This window comes from Paenibacillus sp. FSL M8-0212 (assembly GCF_038004645.1).
Classification (GTDB): Bacteria; Bacillota; Bacilli; order Paenibacillales; family Paenibacillaceae; genus Paenibacillus.
In genome coordinates this window covers 3,527,128-3,553,540 of record NZ_JBBORP010000001.1, presented here as the reverse complement: position 1 = coordinate 3,553,540, position 26,413 = coordinate 3,527,128, and the positions used below count along the sequence as shown (strand labels likewise).

General features: G+C 45.8%; 22 protein-coding genes. 4 read left to right on the top strand and 18 right to left on the bottom strand.

Annotated features, from left to right (window positions below):
- The first annotated feature begins 101 nt into the window (after positions 1-101).
- Positions 102-1,268, top strand: a complete 1,167-nt coding sequence (locus MKX68_RS15655; RefSeq protein WP_036668027.1) for an ROK family transcriptional regulator — start codon at positions 102-104, stop codon at positions 1,266-1,268.
- A 147-nt stretch (positions 1,269-1,415) separates the two neighbouring features.
- Positions 1,416-1,613: a hypothetical protein gene (locus MKX68_RS15650; RefSeq protein WP_017692236.1), complete on the top strand. Its 198-nt coding sequence runs from the start codon at positions 1,416-1,418 to the stop codon at positions 1,611-1,613.
- A 1,022-nt stretch (positions 1,614-2,635) separates the two neighbouring features.
- Here MKX68_RS15650 and MKX68_RS15645 read toward each other — a convergent pair.
- Both MKX68_RS15645 and trxB read right to left on the bottom strand, forming a co-directional pair.
- Positions 2,636-2,866 carry a glutaredoxin family protein gene (locus tag MKX68_RS15645; protein WP_036668031.1) on the bottom strand — a complete coding sequence of 77 codons (231 nt, stop codon included), beginning with the start codon at positions 2,864-2,866 and terminating at the stop codon, positions 2,636-2,638.
- 62 nt (positions 2,867-2,928) lie between these two features.
- A complete protein-coding gene (gene trxB, locus MKX68_RS15640; RefSeq protein ID WP_036668032.1) occupies positions 2,929-3,870 on the bottom strand; it encodes a thioredoxin-disulfide reductase in 942 nt (313 codons plus the stop codon).
- Between the two features lie 256 nt (positions 3,871-4,126).
- Between trxB and MKX68_RS15635 the strand changes: the two genes are divergently transcribed.
- A complete protein-coding gene (locus MKX68_RS15635) occupies positions 4,127-4,858 on the top strand; it encodes a ZIP family metal transporter (RefSeq protein WP_036606933.1) in 732 nt (243 codons plus the stop codon).
- Positions 4,859-4,981: 123 nt separating this feature from the next.
- Here MKX68_RS15635 and MKX68_RS15630 read toward each other — a convergent pair whose 3' ends face one another.
- Positions 4,982-5,791, bottom strand: coding sequence for an alpha/beta fold hydrolase (locus MKX68_RS15630; protein ID WP_340912785.1), 810 nt, complete (start codon positions 5,789-5,791; stop codon positions 4,982-4,984).
- A 132-nt stretch (positions 5,792-5,923) separates the two neighbouring features.
- Positions 5,924-7,939 (bottom strand): heavy metal translocating P-type ATPase, encoded by a 2,016-nt coding sequence (locus tag MKX68_RS15625; protein WP_340912784.1) that lies wholly within the window; start codon positions 7,937-7,939, stop codon positions 5,924-5,926.
- An 84-nt stretch (positions 7,940-8,023) separates the two neighbouring features.
- Between MKX68_RS15625 and MKX68_RS15620 the strand changes: the two genes are divergently transcribed.
- Positions 8,024-8,296: a hypothetical protein gene (locus MKX68_RS15620; RefSeq protein ID WP_340912782.1), complete on the top strand. Its 273-nt coding sequence runs from the start codon at positions 8,024-8,026 to the stop codon at positions 8,294-8,296.
- Between the two features lie 65 nt (positions 8,297-8,361).
- Here MKX68_RS15620 and MKX68_RS15615 read toward each other — a convergent pair whose 3' ends face one another.
- The 14 genes from MKX68_RS15615 to MKX68_RS15550 all read right to left on the bottom strand — a co-directional run bounded on the left by MKX68_RS15615 (position 8,362) and on the right by MKX68_RS15550 (position 26,053).
- Positions 8,362-9,669 (bottom strand): homocysteine synthase, encoded by a 1,308-nt coding sequence (locus tag MKX68_RS15615; protein WP_340912780.1) that lies wholly within the window; start codon positions 9,667-9,669, stop codon positions 8,362-8,364.
- Between the two features lie 238 nt (positions 9,670-9,907).
- Positions 9,908-10,753 carry a sugar phosphate isomerase/epimerase family protein gene (locus tag MKX68_RS15610; RefSeq protein ID WP_340912777.1) on the bottom strand — a complete coding sequence of 282 codons (846 nt, stop codon included), beginning with the start codon at positions 10,751-10,753 and terminating at the stop codon, positions 9,908-9,910.
- A gap of 37 nt (positions 10,754-10,790) precedes the next feature.
- Positions 10,791-11,543, bottom strand: coding sequence for a 2-dehydro-3-deoxy-D-gluconate 5-dehydrogenase KduD (gene kduD / locus MKX68_RS15605; protein ID WP_062836432.1), 753 nt, complete (start codon positions 11,541-11,543; stop codon positions 10,791-10,793).
- Between the two features lie 77 nt (positions 11,544-11,620).
- Positions 11,621-12,379 (bottom strand): DeoR/GlpR family DNA-binding transcription regulator, encoded by a 759-nt coding sequence (locus tag MKX68_RS15600; protein ID WP_338595051.1) that lies wholly within the window; start codon positions 12,377-12,379, stop codon positions 11,621-11,623.
- An 85-nt stretch (positions 12,380-12,464) separates the two neighbouring features.
- A complete protein-coding gene (kduI, locus tag MKX68_RS15595; protein WP_036606918.1) occupies positions 12,465-13,304 on the bottom strand; it encodes a 5-dehydro-4-deoxy-D-glucuronate isomerase in 840 nt (279 codons plus the stop codon).
- A 216-nt stretch (positions 13,305-13,520) separates the two neighbouring features.
- A complete protein-coding gene (gene cyoD / locus MKX68_RS15590) occupies positions 13,521-13,850 on the bottom strand; it encodes a cytochrome o ubiquinol oxidase subunit IV (protein ID WP_091019256.1) in 330 nt (109 codons plus the stop codon).
- Positions 13,851-14,471, bottom strand: coding sequence for a cytochrome o ubiquinol oxidase subunit III (gene cyoC, locus MKX68_RS15585; protein WP_091038523.1), 621 nt, complete (start codon positions 14,469-14,471; stop codon positions 13,851-13,853).
- Positions 14,472-16,442, bottom strand: coding sequence for a cbb3-type cytochrome c oxidase subunit I (locus MKX68_RS15580; protein ID WP_091038522.1), 1,971 nt, complete (start codon positions 16,440-16,442; stop codon positions 14,472-14,474).
- Between the two features lie 21 nt (positions 16,443-16,463).
- Positions 16,464-17,438, bottom strand: a complete 975-nt coding sequence (gene cyoA / locus MKX68_RS15575) for a ubiquinol oxidase subunit II (RefSeq protein ID WP_091038520.1) — start codon at positions 17,436-17,438, stop codon at positions 16,464-16,466.
- Positions 17,439-17,756: 318 nt separating this feature from the next.
- Positions 17,757-18,020, bottom strand: a complete 264-nt coding sequence (locus MKX68_RS15570; RefSeq protein ID WP_091038518.1) for a hypothetical protein — start codon at positions 18,018-18,020, stop codon at positions 17,757-17,759.
- Positions 18,021-18,379: 359 nt separating this feature from the next.
- Entirely contained in the window at positions 18,380-19,741 is a 1,362-nt protein-coding gene (locus MKX68_RS15565) for a GH1 family beta-glucosidase (RefSeq protein ID WP_340912769.1), read from the bottom strand.
- Positions 19,742-19,757: 16 nt separating this feature from the next.
- Complete coding sequence (locus MKX68_RS15560; RefSeq protein ID WP_340912766.1) at positions 19,758-22,139, bottom strand: glycoside hydrolase family 95 protein; 2,382 nt, start codon at positions 22,137-22,139, stop codon at positions 19,758-19,760.
- Positions 22,140-22,330: 191 nt separating this feature from the next.
- Entirely contained in the window at positions 22,331-24,028 is a 1,698-nt protein-coding gene (locus MKX68_RS15555) for an ABC transporter substrate-binding protein (protein ID WP_434060095.1), read from the bottom strand.
- Positions 24,029-24,349: 321 nt separating this feature from the next.
- Complete coding sequence (locus tag MKX68_RS15550; RefSeq protein WP_124118142.1) at positions 24,350-26,053, bottom strand: ABC transporter substrate-binding protein; 1,704 nt, start codon at positions 26,051-26,053, stop codon at positions 24,350-24,352.
- Positions 26,054-26,413 lie beyond the last annotated feature (360 nt).

The following is a 26,413-nucleotide window of genomic DNA, read 5'->3' as shown; positions in this document are numbered from 1 at the left end:
AATTGTTTTTTACATGTTTGTTTACGCTATAATAGTCGAATAACTTGTTTCGGATGTGGGTCAGAACCCTTTTATCAGAAGAATAGGAGTGCCTTAACCATATGAAAATTACCGGAGACCAGATGCTGGTCAAAAAAATAAACAAGTCGATCGTTCTGGATACGATCCGGCGCCATGCCCCTCTTTCTCGCGCACGAGTGTCCGAGGTTACGGGGCTGAACAAAGCAACGGTATCCAACCTGGTTGCTGATCTGATCAGTGATGACCTGGTGCAGGAGATCGGCCCTGGGGAATCCAGCGGCGGACGTAAACCACTTATGCTGCTGTTTCGAGGGACATCAGGCTATGCAGTCGGTCTGGAACTCAGTGTGACCCACTTGAAAGGCGTGCTTACAGATCTGGAAGGACACATCATTACAGAGTACGCAGTGACCTTGGAACATCATGACGTGTCCTCTGTACTAGAGCAATTGAAATTGGCAGCAAAACAGCTCATTGAAGCAGCTCCTGCTTCCCCTCACGGTGTCATTGGCATCGGTATCGGCGTGCCCGGCATGGTGGATGAGGCAGGAACGGTCCTGTTTGCACCCAACCTGGGGTGGGAGAAGGTAGCTCTGCGCTCGATGCTTGAAGAAGAATTTGAACTGCCTGTAACGATCGATAATGAAGCCAATGCTGGTGCTCATGGAGAGTTGAATTTTGGGGCAGGTATCGGTGTCCGTCACATGATCTACATCAGTGCAGGCATGGGGATTGGTTCAGGCATCATGGTAGATGGTGAATTATACAAAGGCGCGTGGGGCTACGCAGGGGAAACAGGCCATATGTCCATTGAAGCGGAAGGTCTGCCCTGCTCCTGTGGTAATCGTGGTTGCTGGGAGTTATACGCATCGGAAAAAGCCTACGAGCACCCGGACCATCAGCTAAAATTACCTGCTCATACCACACGAGAGCTTATTCATCATGCGGAGCAAGGCCACGATACTGTTCAGGAATTATACAACACGATTGGACGCAAACTGGGGATTGGCATAACCAACATCGTTAACAGTTTCAACCCGGAACGTATTATCATTGGTGGTCCGCTTTCTGAAGCAGGTCCCTGGATTGAAACGTCGTTAAAACAGGTTGTCGAGGAACGTACATTACCTTATCACCGCCGCAGTTTGCAGATTGAATGGGCAGCTCTGGGCAGCCGTTCCACCCGTGTTGGTGCCGCTTACTCTGCGATTTCCCAGTTTCTAGGAAAAATCAGGGTGTCTGTCTAATAACAGACGAAAATTGACATCATTTCGCCCCATTTCCTCCCTTTTTGTTAAAGAAATCCAGATGTATAATGGGGTTATGTGATTTTTGTCATGGCTATGTGAATCAAGCTGTGTTAATTCCGATAACGAAACGGAGTGAAAAAAAGCGTGACCTACGTGGATACTTCAGATATCTCGGCGCAAATGTTTGTCACCGTCCTCCTGTTCCTGATTGTGCTTGCGCCCCTGTTCAGCCTTGGCATACTCCGATTGTTCCAGAGCAAAAAGAAGGCTGGTTTCATGTACATGCTGTCAGGATTGCTGGTGTATGTTGTATTTCAGACTTTCATGAGTATTTTTTTCTAGATGTAATTATTTGTTTTCATGCAAAATCCCCTTTCGCAGTTATTCATGGGTACACGTTATCATGTACTCTGAATTACGGACGCAAGGGGATTTTTCTACATATTTTTGCCCATTCTTAACATCGATGCTGAATTAAGGACAACTCGAACTTTCTTTAAATCGTTCTTCAATCATATAAACGATATTCTAGATTGAGTACCTATATATTTAATACGTTTACGTTGTTTTGAGATCTGACCTCTGCAAAAGATAAGCAATGGAGTTTTTTGACTTACTCTTTAATCCTAGTTAACGGAACAAAAGTAGTCAAACCAGTATATTTTTTTACTTTTTCAATATAAAATTATTGATAATTAGAAATTAATATTATTTTTACCACTTGATCAGAGAGGAGCTTTAATATGCTCAAACAGACATCTGGATTCCTGTTTGATTTTATACTTTGTTCTATCCTTTATTTTATTGGTATAACCCTACTATGGGGTATAGAACTGCATGTTTACCCTATAATGGGTGTTAATCCAAAAGATTATGTTTTGATATTCTTTGTAATCAATTGCTTGATGACTTTTCTTATTCATTCTAGATTTTATAATTTCGGAGATTGGTATACCTCACGAAAACTAATGATCAAATCCCGAACTAAAAAAAAAGTAATGTCAGTTATTATTATAATGGCCTTAATTCCAGTTGTTTTAACTAGTATGTGAGCATGGATATCTCGTATAATTGCCTGTTCCCAGAAGCGAAAATGCTCCTCCTGATCTATAATCATGCTGCTTGTTCACCTCAATTATGCTCTGCGACTTAAGAAAATGATATCGCACTTCTGTACATCGGACAATTGCGAATGCTGCTTGTGACCAGATACCAATTCATCCGATCCACTCATAGAAAACGCACAAAAAACCGTACCCTTCCGGGTACGGTTCTTTCTATATCCTAACGGCTCGCGAAAACCGGAATTGCATATGAATCGAAAATTTCTTTCAACACATGATAATTCACATAATAAGCCTGATTTAAGCGTCCAATGCTTTGGCAAATTGAGTTTTGTTCATACCCAGAATGCGGTGTTCACCAATTACAGTCAATGGCACGGCACGTACACCCATGTCCCATACTTGTTGTGCAAATTCATCGCTAGTTTCGATGTTGCGCTCTTCATAAGAGATACCTTTGTCAGCCAGGAACGTTTTTACGGATTTGCAGTTCGGGCAGTTGGTTGATGTATATACAATTACGTTTTCCATGTTTAATTCACCTCATATGGTTTTATATTAATCTATAGTTTGGTTGGAATAAGCTCATTCTATTACAGAACAACTGCGCTGTGCTCCAAGCTCTCAATGTATTTCTCTGTGTCCATGGCAGCCATACATCCGCTACCTGCAGCTGTAATCGCTTGTTTGTAACGTGTATCCTGTACGTCACCACATGCAAATACGCCTGGGATGTTTGTCTCGGATGTACCTGGTGTAGTCAGGATATAGCCATGTTCGTCCGTAGTGATCTGTCCGCCAAGGAATCCAGTGTTTGGTGTGTGACCAATAGCTACGAATACGCCGCTTGCCGGAATCACTTCTTCTTCACCTGTTTCGTTGTTCAACACTTTCAATCCGGTTACGCCGTTGTCGCCAGCAAGTACTTCGAGTGGTGTACGGTTCAAAGCCATTTCTACTTTTTCGTTGCTGCGTGCACGATCCTGCATGATTTTGGAGCCACGCAGTTCTTCACGACGGTGTACCAGTGTTACTTTGGAACCGAAACGGGACAGGAAACTTGCTTCCTCAAGGGCAGAGTCGCCACCGCCGATGACGATGATTTCTTTGTTACGGAAGAAGAATCCATCACATGTTGCACATGTGCTGACACCACGGCCCACATTCGTTTCTTCTCCAGGAATACCGAGGTATTTAGCAGATGCGCCTGTAGACAGGATCAATGTTTCAGATACGAGTTCACCCATACCTTCAACTTGAATCTTGAATGGACGCTCGCTCATGTCGATGTTGTTCACCCAGCCTGTACGGAATTCAGCACCGAAGCGCTCAGCTTGTTTACGCATGTTGTCCATCAGTTCAGGACCCATAATACCATCAGGGAAACCTGGGAAGTTCTCCACTTCAGTCGTTGTTGTCAGTTGGCCACCAGGTTGTGGTCCTTCAATAACGAGTGGGTTCAAGTTGGCACGTGCCAGATAGATTGCTGCTGTCAGCCCTGCAGGGCCTGTTCCAATAATAATTGATTTATACATGTATAGTTCCTCCCCCGGGTTCTGCAAAAAGGTTAGACCCTCCGGCATCAAAAGCTTAGGCTTTTGCATACACTAGAACGAAAAGCCCACATCATGTCCACAAGACCTGCCTGTGATATGACAATGGCCCTATGCAGAAACGGAATTCTAATTTATAATCATTCTAATCTGTTGTTCATTATGATCTCTTTTATGTACGGTGTCAATGCTCGGCAGCGATTATGAAGAAGTCTTCATCAGGAGGGAAAATGGAAGCATGAACGATGCACTCATTGGCAGTTTTATATCAGCCATGTCTACCGGCCTAGGGGCCGTACCGATTCTATTTATGCGCAAAATATCGCACCGTCTGCGTGATATCTTGCTGGCATACGCCGCAGGCATTATGACCTCGGCCTCGGTGTATAATCTCATTCCCGAAGCGCTTGGCCAATCAAATCTCTTTGTACTTGCATTTGGTATTATGCTTGGTAGCCTGGTTCTACTAGTGCTGGAGATGAAGATCCCACACGTCGATCTGGAGAATCCCGAGAAAATGCCTTTTAAAATTGAAACCAAAGCCTTCATGATTATTGCAGCCATCACCATGCATAACCTGCCAGAAGGGTTATCCGTTGGCGTTAGCTATGCAAGCTCGGATGAGAACCTGGGCAATCTCATTGCCTTTTCCATCGGATTGCAGAATGCGCCGGAAGGATTCCTGGTGGCCCTCTTTCTTGTGAACCAGAACATTGGCCGCTTCAAAGCACTGGGTATTGCCACCCTGACCGGAGCGGTAGAGATTATTACAGCTATGATTGGTTACACCTTGAGCAGTCTCGTAGCTGGTCTTGTGCCTTATGGTCTGGCCTTTGCAGCTGGTGCGATGATGTTTATTGTTTACAAGGAACTTATTCCCGAGAGTCACGGCGATGGCAATGCACGTGTGGCGACGATGTCCTTTTTGCTCGGACTCATCACAATGATTGGTCTGACCGAACTGTTTTAATTGAAGACTAAAGAACCCGAGCGAACAGTACAAGACTGTCGACCGGGTTCTTTGTTTAGCCACAAATGAAGATTCCATGAAATTACTGGGATCGCCTGTCAGAGGCATTACGCCCTATCCTGATCAGGATTGGATGAAACGAATCAATTCCGAATTGAATTTTTCCAATTCATCATAGAATGCACCATGACCGCTCTCTTCAAAAGCAATCAGCTGAGACGAAGCGATGCCTTGGTGCATCTGCTCGGCGAACTCAAACGGACAGATCTCATCTTTTTTCCCGTGCAAAATGGCTGTTGGCACTTGAATGGAACTCAGGTCACCTCGCAAGTCCTCATCCCGCAACGCCATTGCACTGCGAATGGTACCATAAGATGAAGCTTCCATGCCGAGGGCGTGGAACCAATCCATGAATGGCTGACTGTGTTTCTTCGCAAAGAACATGCCGCCAAACGTCTCCAGCAACTTCGGACGATCTGCAAAGATCGGCTCAATGATCTGCTCGTTCAGCTGCTCTGGAGTCAATCCATACGGATAACCTTCACGCTGTGTGAACACAGGTGTTGCCGCAGATAACAAGGCCAGCTTGGAGACGCCATGTCCCTTATGGCGAGCCATGTAATGTACTGCGATCGCTCCACCCATAGAGAATCCTGCGAGTACCGCGTCTTTCAGCTCCAGATCATCAATAACGGCACGAACATCGTCTGCCATGCGATCATAATCATATCCTGTGGATGGCTTATCCGATAAGCCATATCCTCTAAAATCTATCGCGATGGCACGAATGCCATGGTTCGGCAGTACGTTCAATTGGTATTCAAACATTTTATAATTAACAGGCCAGCCGTGCAAAAAGACAACCGGGGTTCCTTCGCCAATATCTTCAACATATACTTTTACATTTGGTTCCACTTGTACATAACGTCCCATATTTCACAGCTCCCTTATTATCGAATCGTCTCTTCGAATCATTACCCGCTGACCCAAGGTTCAAACGTAAGCTGTTCAACCAGCCGCATGCTACCAGTGAAACCAATTAACCATTTCCCTCTCCAAATCTGATTACCGTAGCAATCTAAGTCCATTCAGAATAACCAGAATTGTACTTCCTTCATGTCCTACCACACCTAGAGGCAGTGCGACATCCTGGAGGAAGTTACCAGCAATCAAAGCCAGAATAACGGTGATGGCAAAAAACATATTCTGTTTCACCGTACGCTGTGCTCGCCGGGCCTGCCCAATCACCCAAGCGATCTCTTCAATGTTATCGTTCATCAGTACCGCATCGGCGACCTCCAATGCAGTCCCGCTGCCGGACAATCCCATCCCCATACCCACAGTAGCTGCTGCAAGTGCTGGTGCATCATTGACACCATCCCCTACCATTAACACAGGACCATACTTTTTGCGGAGCGCTTGGACCTGCTTCACTTTATCTTCAGGCAGCAAATCTGCATAGACCATACTTACTCCTGTTTCACGAGCAATTACAGAAGCTGATCTGGCTCGGTCTCCTGTTAACATGACAACTTTTACACCCATCACTTCAAGCTTTTTCACTGCAGCTGCTGCCTGTGGCCGTACCGTGTCCCGCATCGCGATCAGCCCGACTAATTCACCATCAGCCATAACAACGGATACGGTTTTTCCCTCCCCCTCAAGACGAGAGCGTACATCGTCCCACTCAAAAGACACCTTCACAGGGGTAACACCCTGTTTATCTGGATCATCAACGTTGCTGTCTTTCATCTCCTCTGACTGCATCGATTCCATTACATTTGTTTTGCCAATGCTCCAGACCACATCGTTCACCGTTCCTTCGATGCCCCAGCCCGTTAGAGCCTGTACGTGCTCCGCTTCCTGAAGTATGATATTCTCCTTATTCGCCTGATCTACGATGGCACGAGCCAAAGGATGCATGGAGATGTTCTCAATCGCTGCCACCGCAGCTAACAGCTGGGTACGATCTACATGTTCAGCCGTAATAATATCGGTGACTTGCGGGGTGCCCATGGTCAATGTACCTGTTTTGTCAAAAGCCACGACCCGCGTGCGAGCCATATTCTCCATATGGGCACCTCCCTTGAAAAGAATGCCCCGGCGGGCGCTGCTGGACATCGCGGACAGCATAACAGGCATGATGGAAGACACCAATGCACAAGGAGAAGCAACCACCAGAAATACCATCGCTTTGTAAAATGCCTCATTCCATGTCCAGCCAAGCAGCAGCGGAGTTCCTGCAATGACAAGTAAGGTCACCCCCACAACAATACGTGCGTAAATCCCTTCGAACCGCTCCATGAAACGCTGAGAATCCGGTACTTCCGCCTGCGCTTCTTCCACCATTTTAATGATTTTGCCGAACAGTGACCCTTCCGCCGATTTTGTGACCTCTACGTATAAGGCGCCCTCCCCGTTTACCGTACCTGCATAGACTTCATCCCCCGCAACTTTGTCCACAGGCAGGGATTCTCCAGTAATGGACGACTGATTGATAAAAGAACTCCCCCGGTACACCACGCCATCCGCAGGAATCAGTTCTCCCGGTTTGACCAACAGCAGATCACCCGGCTGCAGATCATCAATAGCCACAAGATTCATCTGTCCATCTTCAATACGCAGTGCAGTCTCCGGCTTAAGTGCGAGCAACGATGAGATATCCTTATGACTGCGCTCTGTCGCATAACTTTCCAACGCACCACTGAGTGCAAAAATAAAGATAAGCATCGCACCTTCATTCCAGTAACCGATGGCTGCTGCCCCAAGGGATGCGGCAATCATCAGCAGATTTACATCCAGATCACGGTCCTTAACCAGTGTCTCGATACCTTCCTTCGCTTTGGTCCAACCGCCCACGGCATACGCCACAATGTAGAGCATGATGGATAAGGTACCAAAATACGGTGCAGTTCCCCAGGCAATCAGCATCAACAGCCCGCTGCCCAATGCAGATTGCATCTCTTTATTCTGCATCACGGCTCCAAAATCAGGCTTCTTACCCCGATTGGGGCCGGGTGTTTGGGATGAGCGTTGTTCTGCTTGTTGCTGTCTGTGTAGAGGTTGATGTATCGCTTGCATATAAATCACGTTCCTTTCAAATGGTAGGTTTGCGGATAGTGAATGTGCTCAAGTTCCGCTTCCAGAAATGAAGTTGTATTGAGAATGAGAGCCATTGTTAATGCCCTAAAAATGACACATGCTGCTGCGGGAATCCCGCAGCAGCATGGTTTTGTGAATGATTTTACAATATCTCGAATGAGAATGATAATCATTTTTGTACTTATGCAATTGTTTTTACTCAATACAACTTTTAATCAGTATATGCCTGTGATCCACATTTGTAAATGGGCTTTTTTCGATGGATACTCATATATGCGTGTTCAAAAAGACAAAAAGCCGCTGTCCCAGAGGACAACGGCTTTAACCATCTATTGATATTCAATATGACCTGTTTGTGGCATATCGCTTAAGTGATTGTTTACACATCCACCCAATGCCATTTACGCGCCTACACTTGCTCCCTGACTTGCTTTGATGGCTTGCTCCAGATCATAGATAATGTCTTGAATGTTCTCCGTACCCACAGACAGACGAATCAACTCCGGATTAACCCCTGCTGCGGTCTGTTCATCTTCAGTCAACTGTGCGTGAGTTGTACTTGCCGGGTGAATAATCAGTGACTTGGAATCGCCAACGTTCGCAAGGTGAGAGAACAGTTTGACACTTTCAATCAATTTGCGACCTGCGTCCGCACCACCTTTGATTCCAAAGGTCAGAATGGCACCCTGCCCTCTTGGCAGATACTTCTGTGCAAGCTCGTAAGAACCGTGGCTCGGCAGACCTGCATAACTAACCCAAGACACGTCCTCATGTTTCTCAAGGAATTCCGCAACCGCAAGGGCATTGCTACTATGACGCTCTACGCGCAGATGTAATGTCTCCAGTCCTTGCAGCAGCAACCAGGAGTTGAATGGAGAGATTGTTGCACCCAGGTCACGCAATAGCTGTACACGAGCTTTAATAATATAAGCAATCGGTCCAACCGCTTCCGTATATACAACACCGTTATAACTGGAGTCCGGCTCCGTCAATCCCGGGAACTTGCCACTTGCTTTCCAGTCAAATTTTCCGCTATCCACGATAACGCCACCAATGGATGTACCATGACCGCCAATAAATTTCGTTGCAGAGTGAACGACAATATCTGCTCCATGTTCGATGGGACGAAGCAGGTACGGACTTGGGAACGTATTATCCACAATCAAAGGAATTCCATGTTCATGAGCAATCGCTGCCACCGCTTCAATATCCAGTACATTCCCCTTCGGATTACCGATCGTTTCGGCATACAATGCTTTCGTTTTCTCCGTAATCGCTGCCCGGAAATTCTCAGGATCACTGGAATCCACAAATTTCACGTCTATACCTAATTTCGGCAAAGTCGTCGAGAACAGATTGTATGTACCTCCATACAAACTCGCCGAAGACACGATCTCATCACCTGCACCAGCAATATTCAGAAGTGAAAACGTAATGGCTGCCTGACCAGAAGATGTAGCCAGCGCTCCAGCTCCGCCTTCCAACGCCGCAATCCGTTGCTCAAACACGTCGGTTGTTGGATTCATCAGACGGGTATAGATGTTGCCAAACTCTTTCAAACCAAACAAGTTAGCTGCATGCTCGGTGTCCTTGAATCCATAGGATGTTGTCTGATACAAGGGTACAGCTCGTGCGTTGGTGGTTGGATCAATCTCCTGGCCTGCATGAATTGCCAATGTTTCAAATGAAAGCTCACGTTCGTTTGACATAAATCTGAATCCTCCCTCGATATATACGTTCTTTACGTTCCTGATGTCTTCACATGGTGGCGTATGTTTTCCATATTCTCTCACAAGATGTCGCATTTGAAAAGACTTATTTCCGATTGTTCCGATAAGAAATATTAAATATGTACATTATCGATTTCTGTACCAAAAAAACCTTTGCCCTCGCAAAGGTTTTTCAACTATTTTGGCTTAGGTATGCAATACCTCATCCAGGGTTTTATTAGACCCGAACTGCACTCCATACTTCACGCAAATGTTTGGCGGCAGGTACAGCTTCCTCCGCAGTTACGCCTTCAAGTGAAATATCGATATGTGGCTTATACGTTTTTAGCAATTCAAAAAATAACGGGTAATCCAGTATGCCTGCCCCAGGTACCGGATTAAACTTCTCTCCCTGTGCATCAAAGGCTACATCTTTGGCATGGATCACAATCATGCGCTGATACAGCGATTCCATCACCTCGCGCAAGAAAGCCCCTTGATCTGCAGCATGTGGTTGCTTGATCAGATTACACGGGTCGAACAGCATCCCCAGATTAGATGAAGGAATCTCTTCAAACAAACGGGTCATATGTTCATGGGTATGAAGGGTATGTGTGGACACAGGCTCAATTGCCGCATGCACGCCCCATTTCTCCGCTTCCTCAGCCAACTCCTCAACCGTTTCTTTCAGCACACTCCACGCCTTCTCTTCATATCCATCCGGATGTGTATCCTGATAGGTATCCAAGCCCCCGGTCTCCGTTGCTACCATGCTGCAACCAAAATCCCGGGCATAACGCAGATGCTCCTTGAATCGATCAATGTCCGCACGTCGTCTTATCGGATCAGGGTCTATCGGATTAATATAACAGCCCAGTACTGCAATCTTCACCCCGCGCTGTGCAAATTGATCTCCGATCTCATTCGCTAGCCCTGGGCTCAGCTTGCCATTCGATGAGTCCACATCTGATAATGCTTTGGCCAGCGCAAGCTGTACGGAATTAAATCCGTTATCCGCAATCGTCTGCGCAAGCTGTGCTGTAGGCTGTTTGCCAAATGTATGCGCCAGAATACCAAGTTTCATCTCACTGCCTCCTTATGCTAATCCGATTATCAAACGATTAACGTGCCATCCAGCCGCCATCGACATTCAGCACATGACCATTCAGATAATCCGAAGCGGCAGATGCCAGGAAGACAACCGGGCCTTTCAGATCTTCAGGTGTTCCCCAACGCCCCGCAGGAATACGGGCTGTAATATCCCGGTAACGATTCTCGTCCGCACGGATCTGAGTAGTATTATCGGTTTCCATATAACCAGGTGCGATACCGTTAATCTGGATTCCTTTACCTGCCCATTCATTGGCGAGTGCTTTGGTTAAACCGGCAACGCCATGTTTACTGGCTGTATATCCTGGCACGTTGATCCCACCTTGATAGGACAACATGGAAGCAATATTAATGATTTTGCCACTTCCGCGTTCAATCATATGTCTGCCTGCCAATTGGCTCAGGAAAAATACAGTGTTCAGGTTCAGACCAATTACATCATGCCAGTCCTGCCCTGCATGATCAGCCGCAGGTGTGCGACGAATGATTCCGGCATTGTTGACGAGAATGTCAATTCTGCCCTGGAACGCAAGCGCCTGTTCGAACACAGCCGACAACTCATCTTCACGACTTAAATCCGCTTCAATCACATAAGCTTTGCGTCCGAGTGCTTCAATGGCACTTGCCGTTTCCGCAGGCTTGGAATAAGAGACCAGCACCACATCAGCACCTGCTTCTGCCAAACCAATGGCCATCCCTTGTCCAAGTCCTCCCGAGGTACCTGTCACCAGTGCAACTTGTCCGCTTAAATCAAATGGGTTCATGAATGATTCCTCCGCATGGTTTTGATATGCAATCCTTAGATCCGTCCGTTCTTTAATCCCATGAATAATGAATGAGGTTAACTTTGATAATCCACTGTGACACCGCTCTGCTCGTATAAGGAAGCCGTCTCTTCATCCAAACGACTATCGCTGATAATGTAGTCCAGTTCCGAACACTGGGCGAAAGTTCGCAGTGCAAATTGTCCAAATTTATAATGATCCACAACGCCGTATACTTGCTGCGAGGCAGATATCATTGCTTTTTTCAAAGGAACCAGATCTCCCGTGTATATGGATAATCCAAATTCCGGATGGAGGGCTGTCGTGGATATAAAGGCTTTGTGAATGTTAAGACTGGATATAAACGCAGCCGTATCATCCCCAACCAACATATTCCGTACACGCGCCCCGCCAGGCACAACCAGTCGCACTTGCTCCTTTTTGGTCAACTCCGCAATAATGAACAGGTCATTGGTCACCACCGTCAGCGGTTGATTATCGAGACGTTTGGCCATCTCCAGCGTGGTGCTGCCACCATCGAGAGCAACGATATCTCCAGGTCGGATGTAAGCAAGGGCACGTTCAGCAATCTCCGTTTTCTCCGGATGATGTTTCTCGGTAACTCCGCGGCTATTCAAGATGCCATACTGGTCATTCTGAGCCAGCATAGCACCACCATGGACACGTACGAGCAACCCCATACTCTCCAACTTGTCGAGATCCTCTCGCACAGTCTTCCCAGTCACCTGCAGCAACTCACTCAGATCACTGACGGTTACTTCCTGGCGCTCCAGCAGAGCCTCCATAATTTTTTCATGTCTTTTCAATGGATTCATCATAATCAACTTCCTATACTACCTGAGTCAAATGAATGAGTTATAGTTTCTACTCTGTCAAATTAACTCAGACATCTGTAATTTATTATTTCAGGTCTTTCATCGCTACGCCGTCCATATCTTCGAACGTCTGGTTCTCACCAGCCATCGCCCAACAGAAGGTGTAATTACTTGTACCCACACCACTGTGAATGGACCAGCTTGGCGAGATGATTGCCTGACGATCACGTACAACCAGATGGCGCGTTTCGTTTGGCTCACCCATCATATGGAATACAACACCGTCTTCAGGCAAGTTCCAGTACAAGTATACTTCGGAACGGCGGTTATGGGTATGTGCAGGCATCGTGTTCCACATGTTACCCTTGTCGAGTTCGGTAATGCCCATCACCAACTGACAACTCTGAATTCCACCTTCTCCTTGGTGAATGTAACGATAGATCGTACGCTCATTGGAAGTTTCAATGCTGCCCAGATGATTTGGCTGAGCTTGTTCTTGTGTTGCTTTTACTGTTGGATAGGTGTGATGAGCCGGTGTGGATACAAAATAGAATTGGGCAGGTTGAGCCTTGTCACTGCTCGTGAACACAACTTCCTTCACACCTCTACCGATGTAGAGACATTCCTTCGCTCCAATCTCATAACCTTGTCCGTCCGCTGTCACTGTTCCGTGACCACCGACATTAATGATACCGATTTCACGACGCTCCAGGAAAAAGTTCGTTCCGATATCTTTCAGGTTCACTTCAAGGGTAATGTCCTTGCTCTCAGGTACAGCCGTTCCCACAATATAACGATCCACATGAGAATACACCGTTACCAATTCATCGGTTGCAAACAGTTGCTCCATCAAAAATTCCTCACGCAGGCGAGATGTATCATACGTTTTCACTTCATTGGGATGTGCAGCATAACGATTTTCCATTATTAATCCATTCCTTTCGTCATTTAAATTAGTTGGGATTGAGTTTGATAATGTTCATATAAGTTCATTTTAGTTCATTATGTATCTTTTGTGTACCTTTATTTTTTAAAATAATTCATATCATTAATCACTAACGATGTTTATTTCTTAAATAAAAGCAAAAAAAGATCTCCGCAGTCTGTAAAACAGACCGGGAGATCTTCTTTGCTTCACATATTAATGTGCAACAGCATTGTTAAGCATGATCCAGATCGAACCAATTACGATGGTCATCATAATCAGTAATCCGAAAATAAGGGCCATGACATTCCAGCGTGGTTTCTCTGTTTCACGGATATGCATGAAGAAGAAGAGTTGAACCACAAACTGAAGTGCTGCTGTACCAAGAATCACAATGAGTGTACCTGTTTTGCCCATCATGTCGTTCAAAACCACCACAAGTGGAATGATTGTCAGTACGACGGACAGAATGAAGCCGATGACATAAGACTTCAGTGAGCCATGTTGTTCATGGCCGTGGGAATCATGTGAGTTGTGCTCTGCCATCTACATCACCCCCATGAGATAGACGATCGACAGGAGGAAGATCCATACGACGTCCAAGAAGTGCCAGTACAAGCTGATGACGTTGATCTTACCGCGAGTAACATCGGTAATCCCACGTTTTTTCAGTTGGAACATGAGTCCGATCATCCAGATCAGACCAAGCGATACGTGAAGTCCGTGAGTACCCACGAGGGTGAAGAATGCACCAGAAGCTGCACTCGTTGTGTAACTAAAACCTTCGTGAACCATCTCAACAAACTCGTAAACCTCCAGGGCGATAAAGCTTGCACCCAGAACAGCTGTAACAATCAGCCAGTTAATCAATTGTTTCACTTTACCCTGGTTCATTGCCAGAACGGCAAGTCCGCTTGTAAATGAACTCGTGAGCAAGATAAATGTCTCGGCGATAACGCCAGGCATTTTGATCAGTTCGGACAAAATCGGTCCGCCCGCCGAATTGTCACGCAACACAATGAAGGTTGCGAACAATACGGAGAACAAGATAACGTCGGAAATCAGGAAGAACCAGAATCCGAGAATTTTCATTTCCTGTGGATCATGGTGGCCATGGTCATGACCATGCGCATGATTCTCACCGTGCTTAGCGGCTGCTTGAGCCATCTATACCGACCCCCTTAACGACGCTTCGGTACGCTTAATTTCGTCGACCGGAATGTAATAATCCGTATCGTAAGAGAATGAACGGGCGATCATACAGATGCCTACGCCAGCAAGTCCGAGAATCGCCATCCACAGCCAACCGAATACGAAGCCGAAACCAGCAACGAACCAGAAGACAGACATGATGAACGGAATCGAGGAATTCTTCGGCATGTGAATCGGCTCAAGCGGTTGCTCAGGCGGATAGATGCCTTTGGCACGACGTTCTTTCTCTTCCCACCACTCATCGATATCATCTCCGCGCGGTGTAACAGCGAAGTTATATTCAGGAGCTGGTGAAGGAATCGACCACTCGAGCGTACGACCATCCCATGGATCGCCGGAAGCTTTAAGTGTTTTGTATTTGCGAATACCGTCTGCAATTTGTGCAACTTGGAACAAGAATCCGACACCCATCAGGAATGCCCCGATTGTGGATACGAAGTTCAGTTCCCACCAGCCAGTATCCCAGCCGTATGTGCTCAGACGACGTGTCATACCCATCAGACCGACAGCGTACTGCGGCATGAAGCAGACATAGAAACCAATATTCCAAGTCCAGAATGCCCATTTGCCCAGTTTCTCTTCGAGTTGGAAACCGAACATTTTAGGCCACCAGTAATACAGACCAGCGAAGTATCCGAAGACAACGCCACCGATCAATACTTGGTGGAAGTGGGCAATCAGGAAGTAACTGTTGTGGAACTGGAAGTCAGCAGGAGCAACGGATAACAGAACGCCTGTCATACCCCCGACAATAAAGCACGGGATAAAGGCAAGTGTCCACATCATCGGAGTCGCCATGCGAATCCTTCCTCGATACATGGTAAACAGCCAGTTAAATATTTTAACCCCTGTTGGAATAGCAATCAACATCGTAGTTACGGCGAAGAAGGCATTCACGTCCGCTCCTGAACCCATCGTGAAGAAGTGATGCGCCCATGTGAAGAAGGACAGGAAGCTGATAATTAACATTGCAAATACCATTGACTTGTAACCAAACAGTTTTTTCCGAGAGAAGGTACTTACAATCTCGGAGAACACACCGAATGCCGGCAAGACGACAATGTATACCTCAGGGTGACCCCACATCCAGATCAAGTTGATATACATCATTGGGTTACCGCCCAGATCAAGTGTGAAGAAATGCGCCCCGGCAAACCTGTCGAGGAATAACAATGCAAGTGTCACGGTCAAGATCGGGAAAGCAAACAAGATAATGATACAAGTGGAGAATACCGACCATGTGAACATCGGCATTTTCATCCATCTCATGCCTGGCGCACGCATTTTAATGATGGTAACCAGGAAGTTGATACCGGTAGCCAGGGAACCGATACCCGATATCTGTATACCCCATATATAGAAGTTCTGTCCGACCCCCGGACTGTGTGACAGCTCCGATAGAGGTGGATAACTCAGCCATCCCGCATCCGGTGAACCACCGATAACGAAGGACAGGTTAAACAGCATTGCTCCCAGGAAGAATAACCAGAAGCTCAATGCATTCAGAAACGGGAAGGCAACGTCCCTTGCTCCGATCTGTAATGGCACGATAACGTTAAATAAACCAAACATAAATGGCATCGCCATGAACAAGATCATGATCGTGCCGTGAGTTGTAAAGACCTGATTATAATGTTCAGGATGTAAGAAATCCATGTTAGGCATAGCCAGCTGCAGACGCATCATCAATGCATCCACACCACCACGGAACAACATGATAATGGAAGCAATGATATACATAATACCGATCTTTTTATGATCGACGGTAGTTAACCAGTTACGCCAGAGCCAGCCCCATTTTTTGAAATAAGTCAGCACCGTTACGATAGTAATCATCGTAATACCGATGGCCACGTCTGCTCCATAGATCAGCGGGTCGCCAGTTACGAAAAACTCCGATGCAAACTCTTTAAGTCTCTCTAACATTGGGGGCCTCCTTTCGAATCTTTAGTTAGCACTCTTGTCCTCGTCTTGATTGGACTTGTCAGTTGCACTTTGAATGGCTCCAGAAGCTTCACTTGAACTTCCATGCTTACTGTGAGCACTTTGACCATCTACAACATACTTGGTCACAATATTTTGGAACAATCCTTCTGGGAAGGCAGAATAATAAGCAACATTGCTTGTTCCTGGTTCAGCCAGTGCTTTGTAACCTTCTGTAGTCAACGCCTGAGAACTCTGTTTCACTTCAGCTACCCAATTGTCAAAATCTTCGTCCGATGTAGCATTCACATCAAAACGCATTTCTCCAAAATGCTCACCTGTGAAGTTAGCGCCTGAACCCCAGTACTTGCCTTCATGATCTGCCTGCAGATACAAGGTCATCGCCATACCCGACATCGTATAAATCTGTCCTCCAAGTTGCGGAATCCAGAATGAGTTCATCGGTGAATCCGCAGTGAGTTCAAATTTCACGGGCCGGTCTGCCGGAATATTCAGCGTGTTGACCGTTGCAATCCCTTGCTCAGGATACATAAACAGCCATTTCCAGTCCAGTGAAGACACTTGGATGGTAATTGGTTCTTTCTCATGAGCCAACGGCTTCGAAGGCTCCAGATCATACGTGTAACGAATCGTTACAATTGCAAGTATTCCAATAATAATAATTGGAACCGTCCACCAGATTGCCTCCGCCTTCGTACTATGAGACCAGTTAGGCTCATAAGCAGCTTTGTTATCCGGCTTGTCGCGGTAACGCCATACGATTACGGCAGACAAAATGAGTACTGGCACAATGATGACAGCACACAAAATTGTCGAGATGACAATCAAATCTCTCTGCGAAGCGCCAATTGGCCCCTTCGGATCCAGAACAACGTACTGCCCGCCTGCCAGCATTGGCCAGACAATCAATGCAATTGTAACCAACGTCAGGACAACCGGAATGATAATCCGGATTAGCGACCTAGGTTTCTTGTTCATTTTGATCCCCTCTCCTTAAATTCGCTCATACTGAAAAATCAGTATACTACTCTCTTCCTACTAAAGATATCAGAAATGAACAACTTTTTTGTTCTTGTTAACAAATTTGTCGATTTTACACCTTAAATGTGTGAATTTTTTCTCACAAATCGCTTGCATGCTTGATATTTGTACTTCGTAATCTTTACACTTCAAGTCACAAAATAAAACCCTTTGCAGTCCCGTTGAACAGTGTCAACGAATCCGCAAAGGGCTTTATTGACTGGATTCCGGGAACTTATCCAGTCTTATTATGAACGAATTAACGCAGGATTATAATCAATCGGCGCCTTCGTCTTCCCGGCGTGTATGAACAAGGCCAATCGCTTTGGCAATAACGTAAATAAACACACTACCTACAAGGAATCCAATACCAACCATCAAGCCAAGATTACGATCATTAAAGTCGTTCAGATTGATCAGACACATGACCACTCCCGTAATGAGTGCGACCCATGCCAGAACTGTCATCGTCAAGACGGCGCGCCGCATATTTTTGTCTTTGCGCTCCAATTGGCTAACCATTGCTGTCTTCGATGCCATAGTAAACACTTCCTTTTCCCTTTTTGTAAGTGCTTTCCTTATACCAATATACCACATCAGTATGATTTTTAGTCAACAAATGTTCAAATTTTATTCGCAATTTGGACACTTTATTTTGATTTCGATCGTTGACAAAACATTTTTCAATTCATTCATACTTCTTATAACCCAAAAAACGTCTCTTCATAACAGGAACTGCACTTGACCTTATGAAACCTTTATGAACTACTCATTTCCAACGGTAAAAATACAAAAAAAGACGGCACATTGGAATACTCCAATGTTACCGTCTTTTTCAACTTCAATAAGGGAACTATATATAATGAGGACCTGCTTTTCCCTTAAACCTGCCACCTAAACTATTGGGGATTATGTTCGTTCCGTGTCTCCAACCAATTATTCTTGATGACGTTCTGATACCAGTAATAACTCTCCTTCGGCGTTCTCACGAGTGAACGATAGTCCACATGAACAAGACCAAAACGCATGCGGTAGCCTTCTGCCCACTCGAAATTATCCATCAGTGACCATGCCATGTACCCTTTCAGGTTAATCCCGTCATTAATGATGCGGTGAATTTGAGCCAAGTGCTGTTCATAATATGCAATCCGGCGATCATCATTAATTTTGCCATTCTCCAGATCATCATTGATGCAGGCACCGTTCTCCGTGATATACACATCTACATTGCCGTACTTTTGCAAATAATGCATGAATTCATACAAGCCGCGTGATTCCACTGGCCAGCCAATATCGGTTTTGGTGAGGCCCATATCAACTTCTTCTGATTGTAGAGCACCTGCCTCCGGATTGAAGCGATTGATCCCCATCGTGTAATAGTTAATACCTAGTAGGTCGATCGGTTGCGAGATGATCTCCATGTCGCCTTCTTGGATTGGCACCGTAGCTCCCGCTTCTGCGAACCAGTCCACCATAAATTGCGGGTACGAGCCTTTGTAGATCGGGTCAAGGAACCAGTCCGTATTGAGCGCGATTGATCTATCACACGCAGCTTGGTCCTCAGAAGATTTGCTGTACGGCTCAGCCCAGCATACGTTCGGAGCAATACCGATCTGTCCGGTTGTACCCAAACGACGGAAGGATTGAACGGCTTTGCCGTGAGCGACCAGCAATCCATGAGCAACATTAATTGACGTTTGCAGGTCTTTGTTTCCTGGCGCATGAATCCCGAGAAGGTTTGACAGGAACGCGATGCACCATGGTTCGTTGAATGTCAGCCAGAAGTTGATTTTGCCAGAGAATTCTTTGAAGATCACTTCGGCATATTTCACAAAAGCATCCACAGTTCTGCGGTTGCCCCAGCCTCCGTCATCCTCCAGCGTTTGCGGAAGATCCCAGTGATACAGGGTGAGGAACGGTTCAATTCCAGCCTCGATCAATGCATCCACGAAGCGGTGGTAGAAGTCCAGACCTTCACGATTGATCTCCCCATCTCCGTCAGGAATAATACGCGGCCACGCAATGGAGAACCGGTACGTATTAATCCCGAGTTTCTTCATCAATGCGATGTCTTCCTCATACCGGTGGTAACTGTCACACGCGACATCACCATTGTCTCCGTTATATACTTTGCCAGGCGTGCGCGCAAACGTATCCCAGATGGATACCCCGCGTCCACCTTCCTGTGCCGCTCCTTCTATCTGATAGGAAGCTGTTGCTGTACCCCAGCGAAAATCTTGCGGAAATTTAAAAATGGTCATGGTTGGCTCCTCCGTCTCATGATGACACGCGGATCGTCTGTCCTGCGGTCATGGTTAAAATAATTACATAATCGCCCTGAGGCGTAAGCTCTGCCTTGGCTTGTTCGTTTCCTTCCACACGCAGTGGATAAACACTGCGAAGGGTCAGCGACTCATTTCGATCTGCCTTAATAACCGCTGACGCAAGCTTGTTGTCCGTCCACGTTATCGCTACCGTATAACCACCTCTTGCACGAAGGCCTTCAACACGACCTTGAGTCCAGAGTTCAGGCAGTGCAGGCAGTAAATGTAACTCGTTCAAGTGGCTCTGCAATAACATCTCCGCGATTCCAGCCGTGCCTCCAAAATTACCATCGATCTGGAATGGTGGATGGTCATCAAACAGATTCGGATGTGTGGATCGGGCCAGCAACGTGCGCACAAACTGATGTGCCTGGCTGCTATCCAGCAGTCGTGCATACAGATTGATCAACCATGCACAGCTCCATCCTGTATGCCCGCCACCTTGTGAGATACGACGTTCAAGCGATACCCGTGCTGCTTCTACCAATTCCGGTGTGTGCACTCGATTGATCTGCTGCCCCGGATACAACCCATATAGATGGGAAACGTGACGATGCCCCGGTTCAGATTCGGCAAAATCTTTAAACCACTCCAGCAATTGTCCTTCGCTTCCAATTCGGAATGGATAGAGTTTCTCCAGAGCCTCACCCCACTCGCTCACCAATGACTCATCTAGATTCAATTGCTTCGCGGCTTCAATACAGCGGCTGAACAGTTCACGAATTAACGTCATATCCATCGTTGAAGCCATGGATATACTGCGTGCCTCCCCAGCATCTGTGAGAAACTTGTTCTCTGGTGAAGTGGATGGAATCGTAACCATATAACCATCAGGCCCTTCCACCAGCCAGTCGAGACAGAATAGCCCCGCCTCTTTCATGATGGGATACGCACGTTCCTCAAGAAAACGCTGATCCCCGGTAAATTGATAATGCTCCCATAGATGCGAGGTCAACCATACGCCGCCCATCGGCCAGAAAGCCCAGCTTGCATCTCCACCTGTCGGCGTAGAGGTTCTCCAGATGTCCACGTTATGATGAGCAGTCCATCCACGGGCTCCATACAGAATCCGCGCCGTTCTACGTCCCGTATCACTGAGATCGGTCAGCATATCAAACAGCGGCTCATGACATTCACTGAGATTGCAGACTTCTGCCGGCCAGTAATTCATCTCCGTGTTGATGTTGATGGTGTAATCACTATGCCATGGCGGCTCTACCTGATGATTCCAGATTCCCTGCAGATTGGCAGGCTGGCTGCCCGGACGCGAACTAGCCATTAACAGATATCTTCCATATTGAAAATAAAGTGCCTCCAGTCCAGGGTCTTGTTGCCCTGCCTGATAAGCCTGCAGCCGCTCATCTGTAGGTAATTCGGCGTTAGCCGACACCCCCAGATTAATAGAGACTCTGTTAAACAACGCGCTATGATCCTGAATATGTCGGTCACGAAGGACTTCCGCGCCATGTGTGGTCGCTTTGGAGATCATCTCCTTGCATTCCTCTTCCAATACAAGATGATCCTTCACAGGCAAAACATCATAACTTTCAAAGGACGTAGCTGCTGCCAGATAGAAAACAACCTGATCAGCCCCCTGAATATGTAACCTGCCTTCCAGATTTGAGACCTTCACCTTATCGCCAGATGCCGTAAACGCTACACGGACAGCATAAGCCGTCCCCCGATCCTCTTCATAGAGGACGGATTCCGGGTGATCCCTGAAGTAATTGGACTCCACATGACTTGGGCACCGACTGAACATGGTTAGAGCATCTCCCGAAGTCTCAACGCGATAAGGATGGGGACTGTCTAGCGTAACACCTACACTCACAGCGCCCTTCTGATCAGCAGTCAATGTGCAGACCATCAGATCATCTGAAGCGCTGGAAAACACTTCACGTACGTATTGAGTTCCTTCCAATGAGTAGGTTGTGATTGCAATACCCGATTCCAGATCAAGCTCCCGTTCAAATGCATCATATGAAAGATCATCCAGACCCTCATGGTGCAATAGAAAATGACCCATCGGCTGGTAAGCCTCCACATCACGACCAAGCATTTCACGGTTCAACAAATCCTCAGCTTCACCATACTGCCCAGACATGATCAACTCTCGCGTCTGTTTCAAATACCGCTGACTGCTGTATTGAATCGTATCCCGTGGAAACCCTGACCATAATGTATCTTCATTGAGCTGAATTCGTTCATCTGCTGCGCCACCGTACACCATGCCTCCAAGACGGCCGTTTCCGATGGGCAATGCTTCTTCCCAGCGTTGCGCCGGTTGTCGATACCATAGACGATCGATTTTAGTTTGGTTATTGTGTTGGGACATGATTAGCTCCTGTTCCTAAATCAGCTGTATATTTCTTATGACATAAAACGTTTTCGGTAAGTGCTTACAATAATAAAATTATATGTGATTTCAAAATTTGCGTCAATGCAAATCATCACATCATTCCACAAAAAAAAGGGCCCTATATAGGGCCCTTTCCTTGCGTAACCATGGATCACAGACAATCCATATTATTTTACGTCTTTTCCTGTCCAAAGAGAGACACGTTCTTTAACCCAAACCGTAAATTGTTTCTCCATTTCAACTGCACCCGCTTTGTCCAAATCAGCCAATAAAGCATCATAGGTTGCATCAAAGTTTGCTGGTGTAGTCAGAACAGCTTCCGGAATCCGTTTACGAATGATATCCTGCGTTTTCTGGAACGTTACCTCATAGTCTGTACCGGAAGGTACGGACATGTTATACGCTGCGCCCCAATCCTTAACTGGCAGATCTTCTTCAGCCGGATAGAACTCTTTCCAAGTCGTGATACCATAAGCTTTCAGCGTTTCTTTCTCTGCAGCCGTGTAACCAGCTACAATCTGCTCAGGGAAGTTTGTTGTGTAGTAGTTATCCGTAGAATCTTTTACACCATCACCGTATCTTGCGCTAAATACGTTATACATCCCAATTCCTGTTTCCTTACTGAAATTGGAGTTGTCATTCGTTTTGCGGTCCTGAACGTCATCAGGAATCACGCGTTTACCATCTTCTACGTTGTAATGTTCACCTTCGATACCCCAGTTTCTCAGAACTTGTCCTTCATCGGAAGCAAGCCAATCCATGAATTTGATGATACGCACTGGATCTTTGGCCGAAGTTGTAATCCCAATGCCATAACCGTCAAAGCCGGCTGGTTGGAACGTGTGATCCACAATTTCATCGTTAAGTGACACAGAGAAGTGAGCGTATGTGGCATCATCCTTACCCGATGATTTGAGCGCGTTCTCCGCTTCTTGATAGTTCCACTCTTGGTCAATCAGACCGAGGACACGGCCACTCGCAATTTTGGACTTGTATTGATCATCCTTTTGAACAAAGGCATCTTTGTCCAGTAGGCCTTCATTGTACATTTTATTCAACCAGCGGAAATATTCTCTTTCCTCTGGACGTTTGTAGTGCAATGTTGCTTCATACGTTTCAGGATCAATGTAATATTCACCATCATCCGGTGCACCTGTTGCCTGGAAGGCCGGGTTCGTTACCGTGATCATGATCTTCCAGTCATCTGCATTCAATGTTAATGGAATGGTTGGCTGACCATCAATGGTTGGATGTTTTTCATAATAGGCTCTGAGTACATTCTCGTAATCCTCAAGTGTCTTCACTTCAGGATATCCGAGCTCTTTCAATACTCTTTGCTGAATTTCAAATCCACCTGTAGCGTCAAACGTAACATTATCGACACCCATATTGGTTGGAATAGTATATATCGCTTGATCTTCCAAACTGTATTTCAAACGGTTCATCTGTTCTCCATAGATTTTTTTCAGATTGGGAGCATGCTCCTCAATCAGATCCGTGAGATCCAGCATCGCGCCTGCATCCACAAGCTTAGATAAGTTACCTTTAGGGTAGATCATATCAGGAAAGTCACCACTGGCAGCCATAAGGGCAATCTTCTGGTTACCACCATCGTTTACATCATATTCAGCTTCAATTGTAACACCTGTTTGCTCCGTAATCTTTTTACCAACAGCATCTTGCATCTTGTTCCAGGTTGGACTAGCATCCGCCCCGAAGAATGTAACTGTGATCGGTTCAGTTCCGCTGGACTCCGAAGTCTCTTTGGTTCCCGAATTCCCGCAGCCAGCTGTAACCAACATTGCACTTGCGAGCATCAACATTGCAAACGTCTTGGGTGTATTGCCTTTCATTTTGCCTCTCATTGTCTAGTTCCCCCTATTATTTATGAAGGTTTTATCTGTATAACAGGCTTTATGCCTGAGGATACCACTTTTTTTGAATGCGCTTTCGGTATCGTTCATTCTAACGTGTTTACTAAAGCTGACGTTTCGATTCTGCAAAAAGAAAGATTCTTCTTCTAACATACGTAAAACGTTTTCGTAAATGGAATAAACCGCTTACTGAAAGTGCTTACATGATAGATTATAGGCTATCCATCACCTCACGTCAACAATAAAAAAAGCCCTTTCTCAAGGGCTTTTTCCGCTATGAAAATCCTTAACTTTAATGCTTGGTTTTCAAGCTTATTTCACATCTTTTCCAGTCCAGAGAGCTACACGTTCCTTGATCCAAACCGTGTATTGTTTCTCCATCTCCACTGCACCCGCTTTATCAAGTTCAGCCAGAAGACCATCGTATACGCTGTCGAAGTTCTCAGGTTTGGCAAGGATCGCCTCTGGAATACGTTTACGTACGATATCCTGTGTTTTCTGGAACGTTACGTTGTAATCCGTGTCAGATGGTACAGGCATGTTGTATGCTGCGCCCCAATCTTTCAGCTTCAGATCATCTTCGGAAGGATAGAAATCTTTCCATGTTGTAATACCATAGGCTTTCAACGTTTCCTTCTCAGCTGCAGTGTAACCTGCTTGAATCTGTTCAGGGAAATTCGTTGTGTAATAGTTATCTGTGGCATCTTTCACACCATCACCGTATCTGGCGCTAAATACGTTATACATGCCTACGCCTGATTCTTTGGTAAAAGCGGAGTTATCATTGGTTTTGCGATCTTGTACGTCAGCCGGAATGATGCGTTTCCCATTCTCGACTTGGTAATGTTGGCCTTCAACGCCCCAGTTTCTCAGGACCTGACCTTCATCGGAAGCAAGCCAATCCATGAATTTGATAATACGTACCGGATCTTTGGCCGAAGTTGTGATTCCGATACCATAACCGTCAAATCCTGTCGGTTGGAACGTATGATCCACAATATCCTTGTTCAGGGATACGGAGAAGTGGGCATATGTTTTGTCGCCACCGTTAGATGATTTCAAAGCATTCTCCGCCTCACCATAGTTCCACTCCTGGTCAATTAGACCAAGTACACGGCCACTGGCAATTTTGGATTTGTATTGGTCATCCTTTTGAACAAATGTATCTTTATCAAGCAGACCCTCATTGTACATTTTGTTCAACCAACGGAAATATTCTTTTTCTTCAGGACGTTTGTAGTGTAGAACGGCTTCATACGTCTCAGGGTTGATATAATACTCACCATCATCCGGTCCACCCGTAGCTTGGAATGCAGGGTTTGTTACCGTAATCATAATTTTCCAGTCATCTGCATTCAATGTTAGCGGAATAGTCGGTTGACCATCAATCGTTGGATGTTTTTCATAATACGTTCTCAGTACGTTCTCATAGTCCTCAAGCGTTTTTACTTCAGGGTAGCCGAGCTCTTTCAATACTCTTTGTTGAATTTCGAATCCGCCCGTAGCGTCAAACGCAACGTTATCTACACCCATATTCGTCGGGATCGTGTAAATGGCTTGATCTTCAAGACTGTATTTTAGACGGTTCATCTGATCACCATAGATTTTTTTCAAATTGGGAGCATGCTCCTCAATCAGATCGGTCAGGTCCAGCATCGCGCCTGCATCCACAAGCTTAGACAAGTTGCCTTTAGGATAGATAATATCAGGGTAATCACCACTGGCAGCCATCAAAGGAATCTTTTGGTCACCACCATTATTCACATCATACTCAGCTTCAATTGTAACTCCCGTTGCCTTCGTAATCTCTTGACCGACAGCATCCTTCATGTTATTCCAGTTCGGACTCGCGTCTGCACCAAAGAATGTAAAGGTCACTGGACTGGTCGTATCTCCGGAATCAACCGGTTTCTCTGAAGCGTTAGTTCCTCCTCCACTGCCGCTGCATCCTGCTGTAATTGCAAGAGCACTGGCTAACAGAAGCATTGCGAATGTTTTTGGTGTTTTGCCCTTCATGTGTAATCCCCCTTATGGATATTAATGAAGCTGTATATTTGTATAACAGGCTGACCTGCACATACCGTGACCAGATGAAACCAATGTAATTTTCTTGTTTTTATAACATTAGAAGCGTTTTCTTAAAAATAAAAAAATGTTCTTTTCTTACCCTTTTCCTATTCATTCCTGTAAGTGTTAACTTTGAGATTCAGGTGTGTGCCACATGGTGTACAAGCAAATGTAAGTGCTTTCATACTTGAATAATAATCTCTCCTATATCCCTTGTCAATAGTGAATTTGTAAAATTGAAAACGTTTTTTAGAAAACGTTTTAGATATAAAAAGAACCCAGATGTTCTGGGTTCTTTTTCGTTTTAGC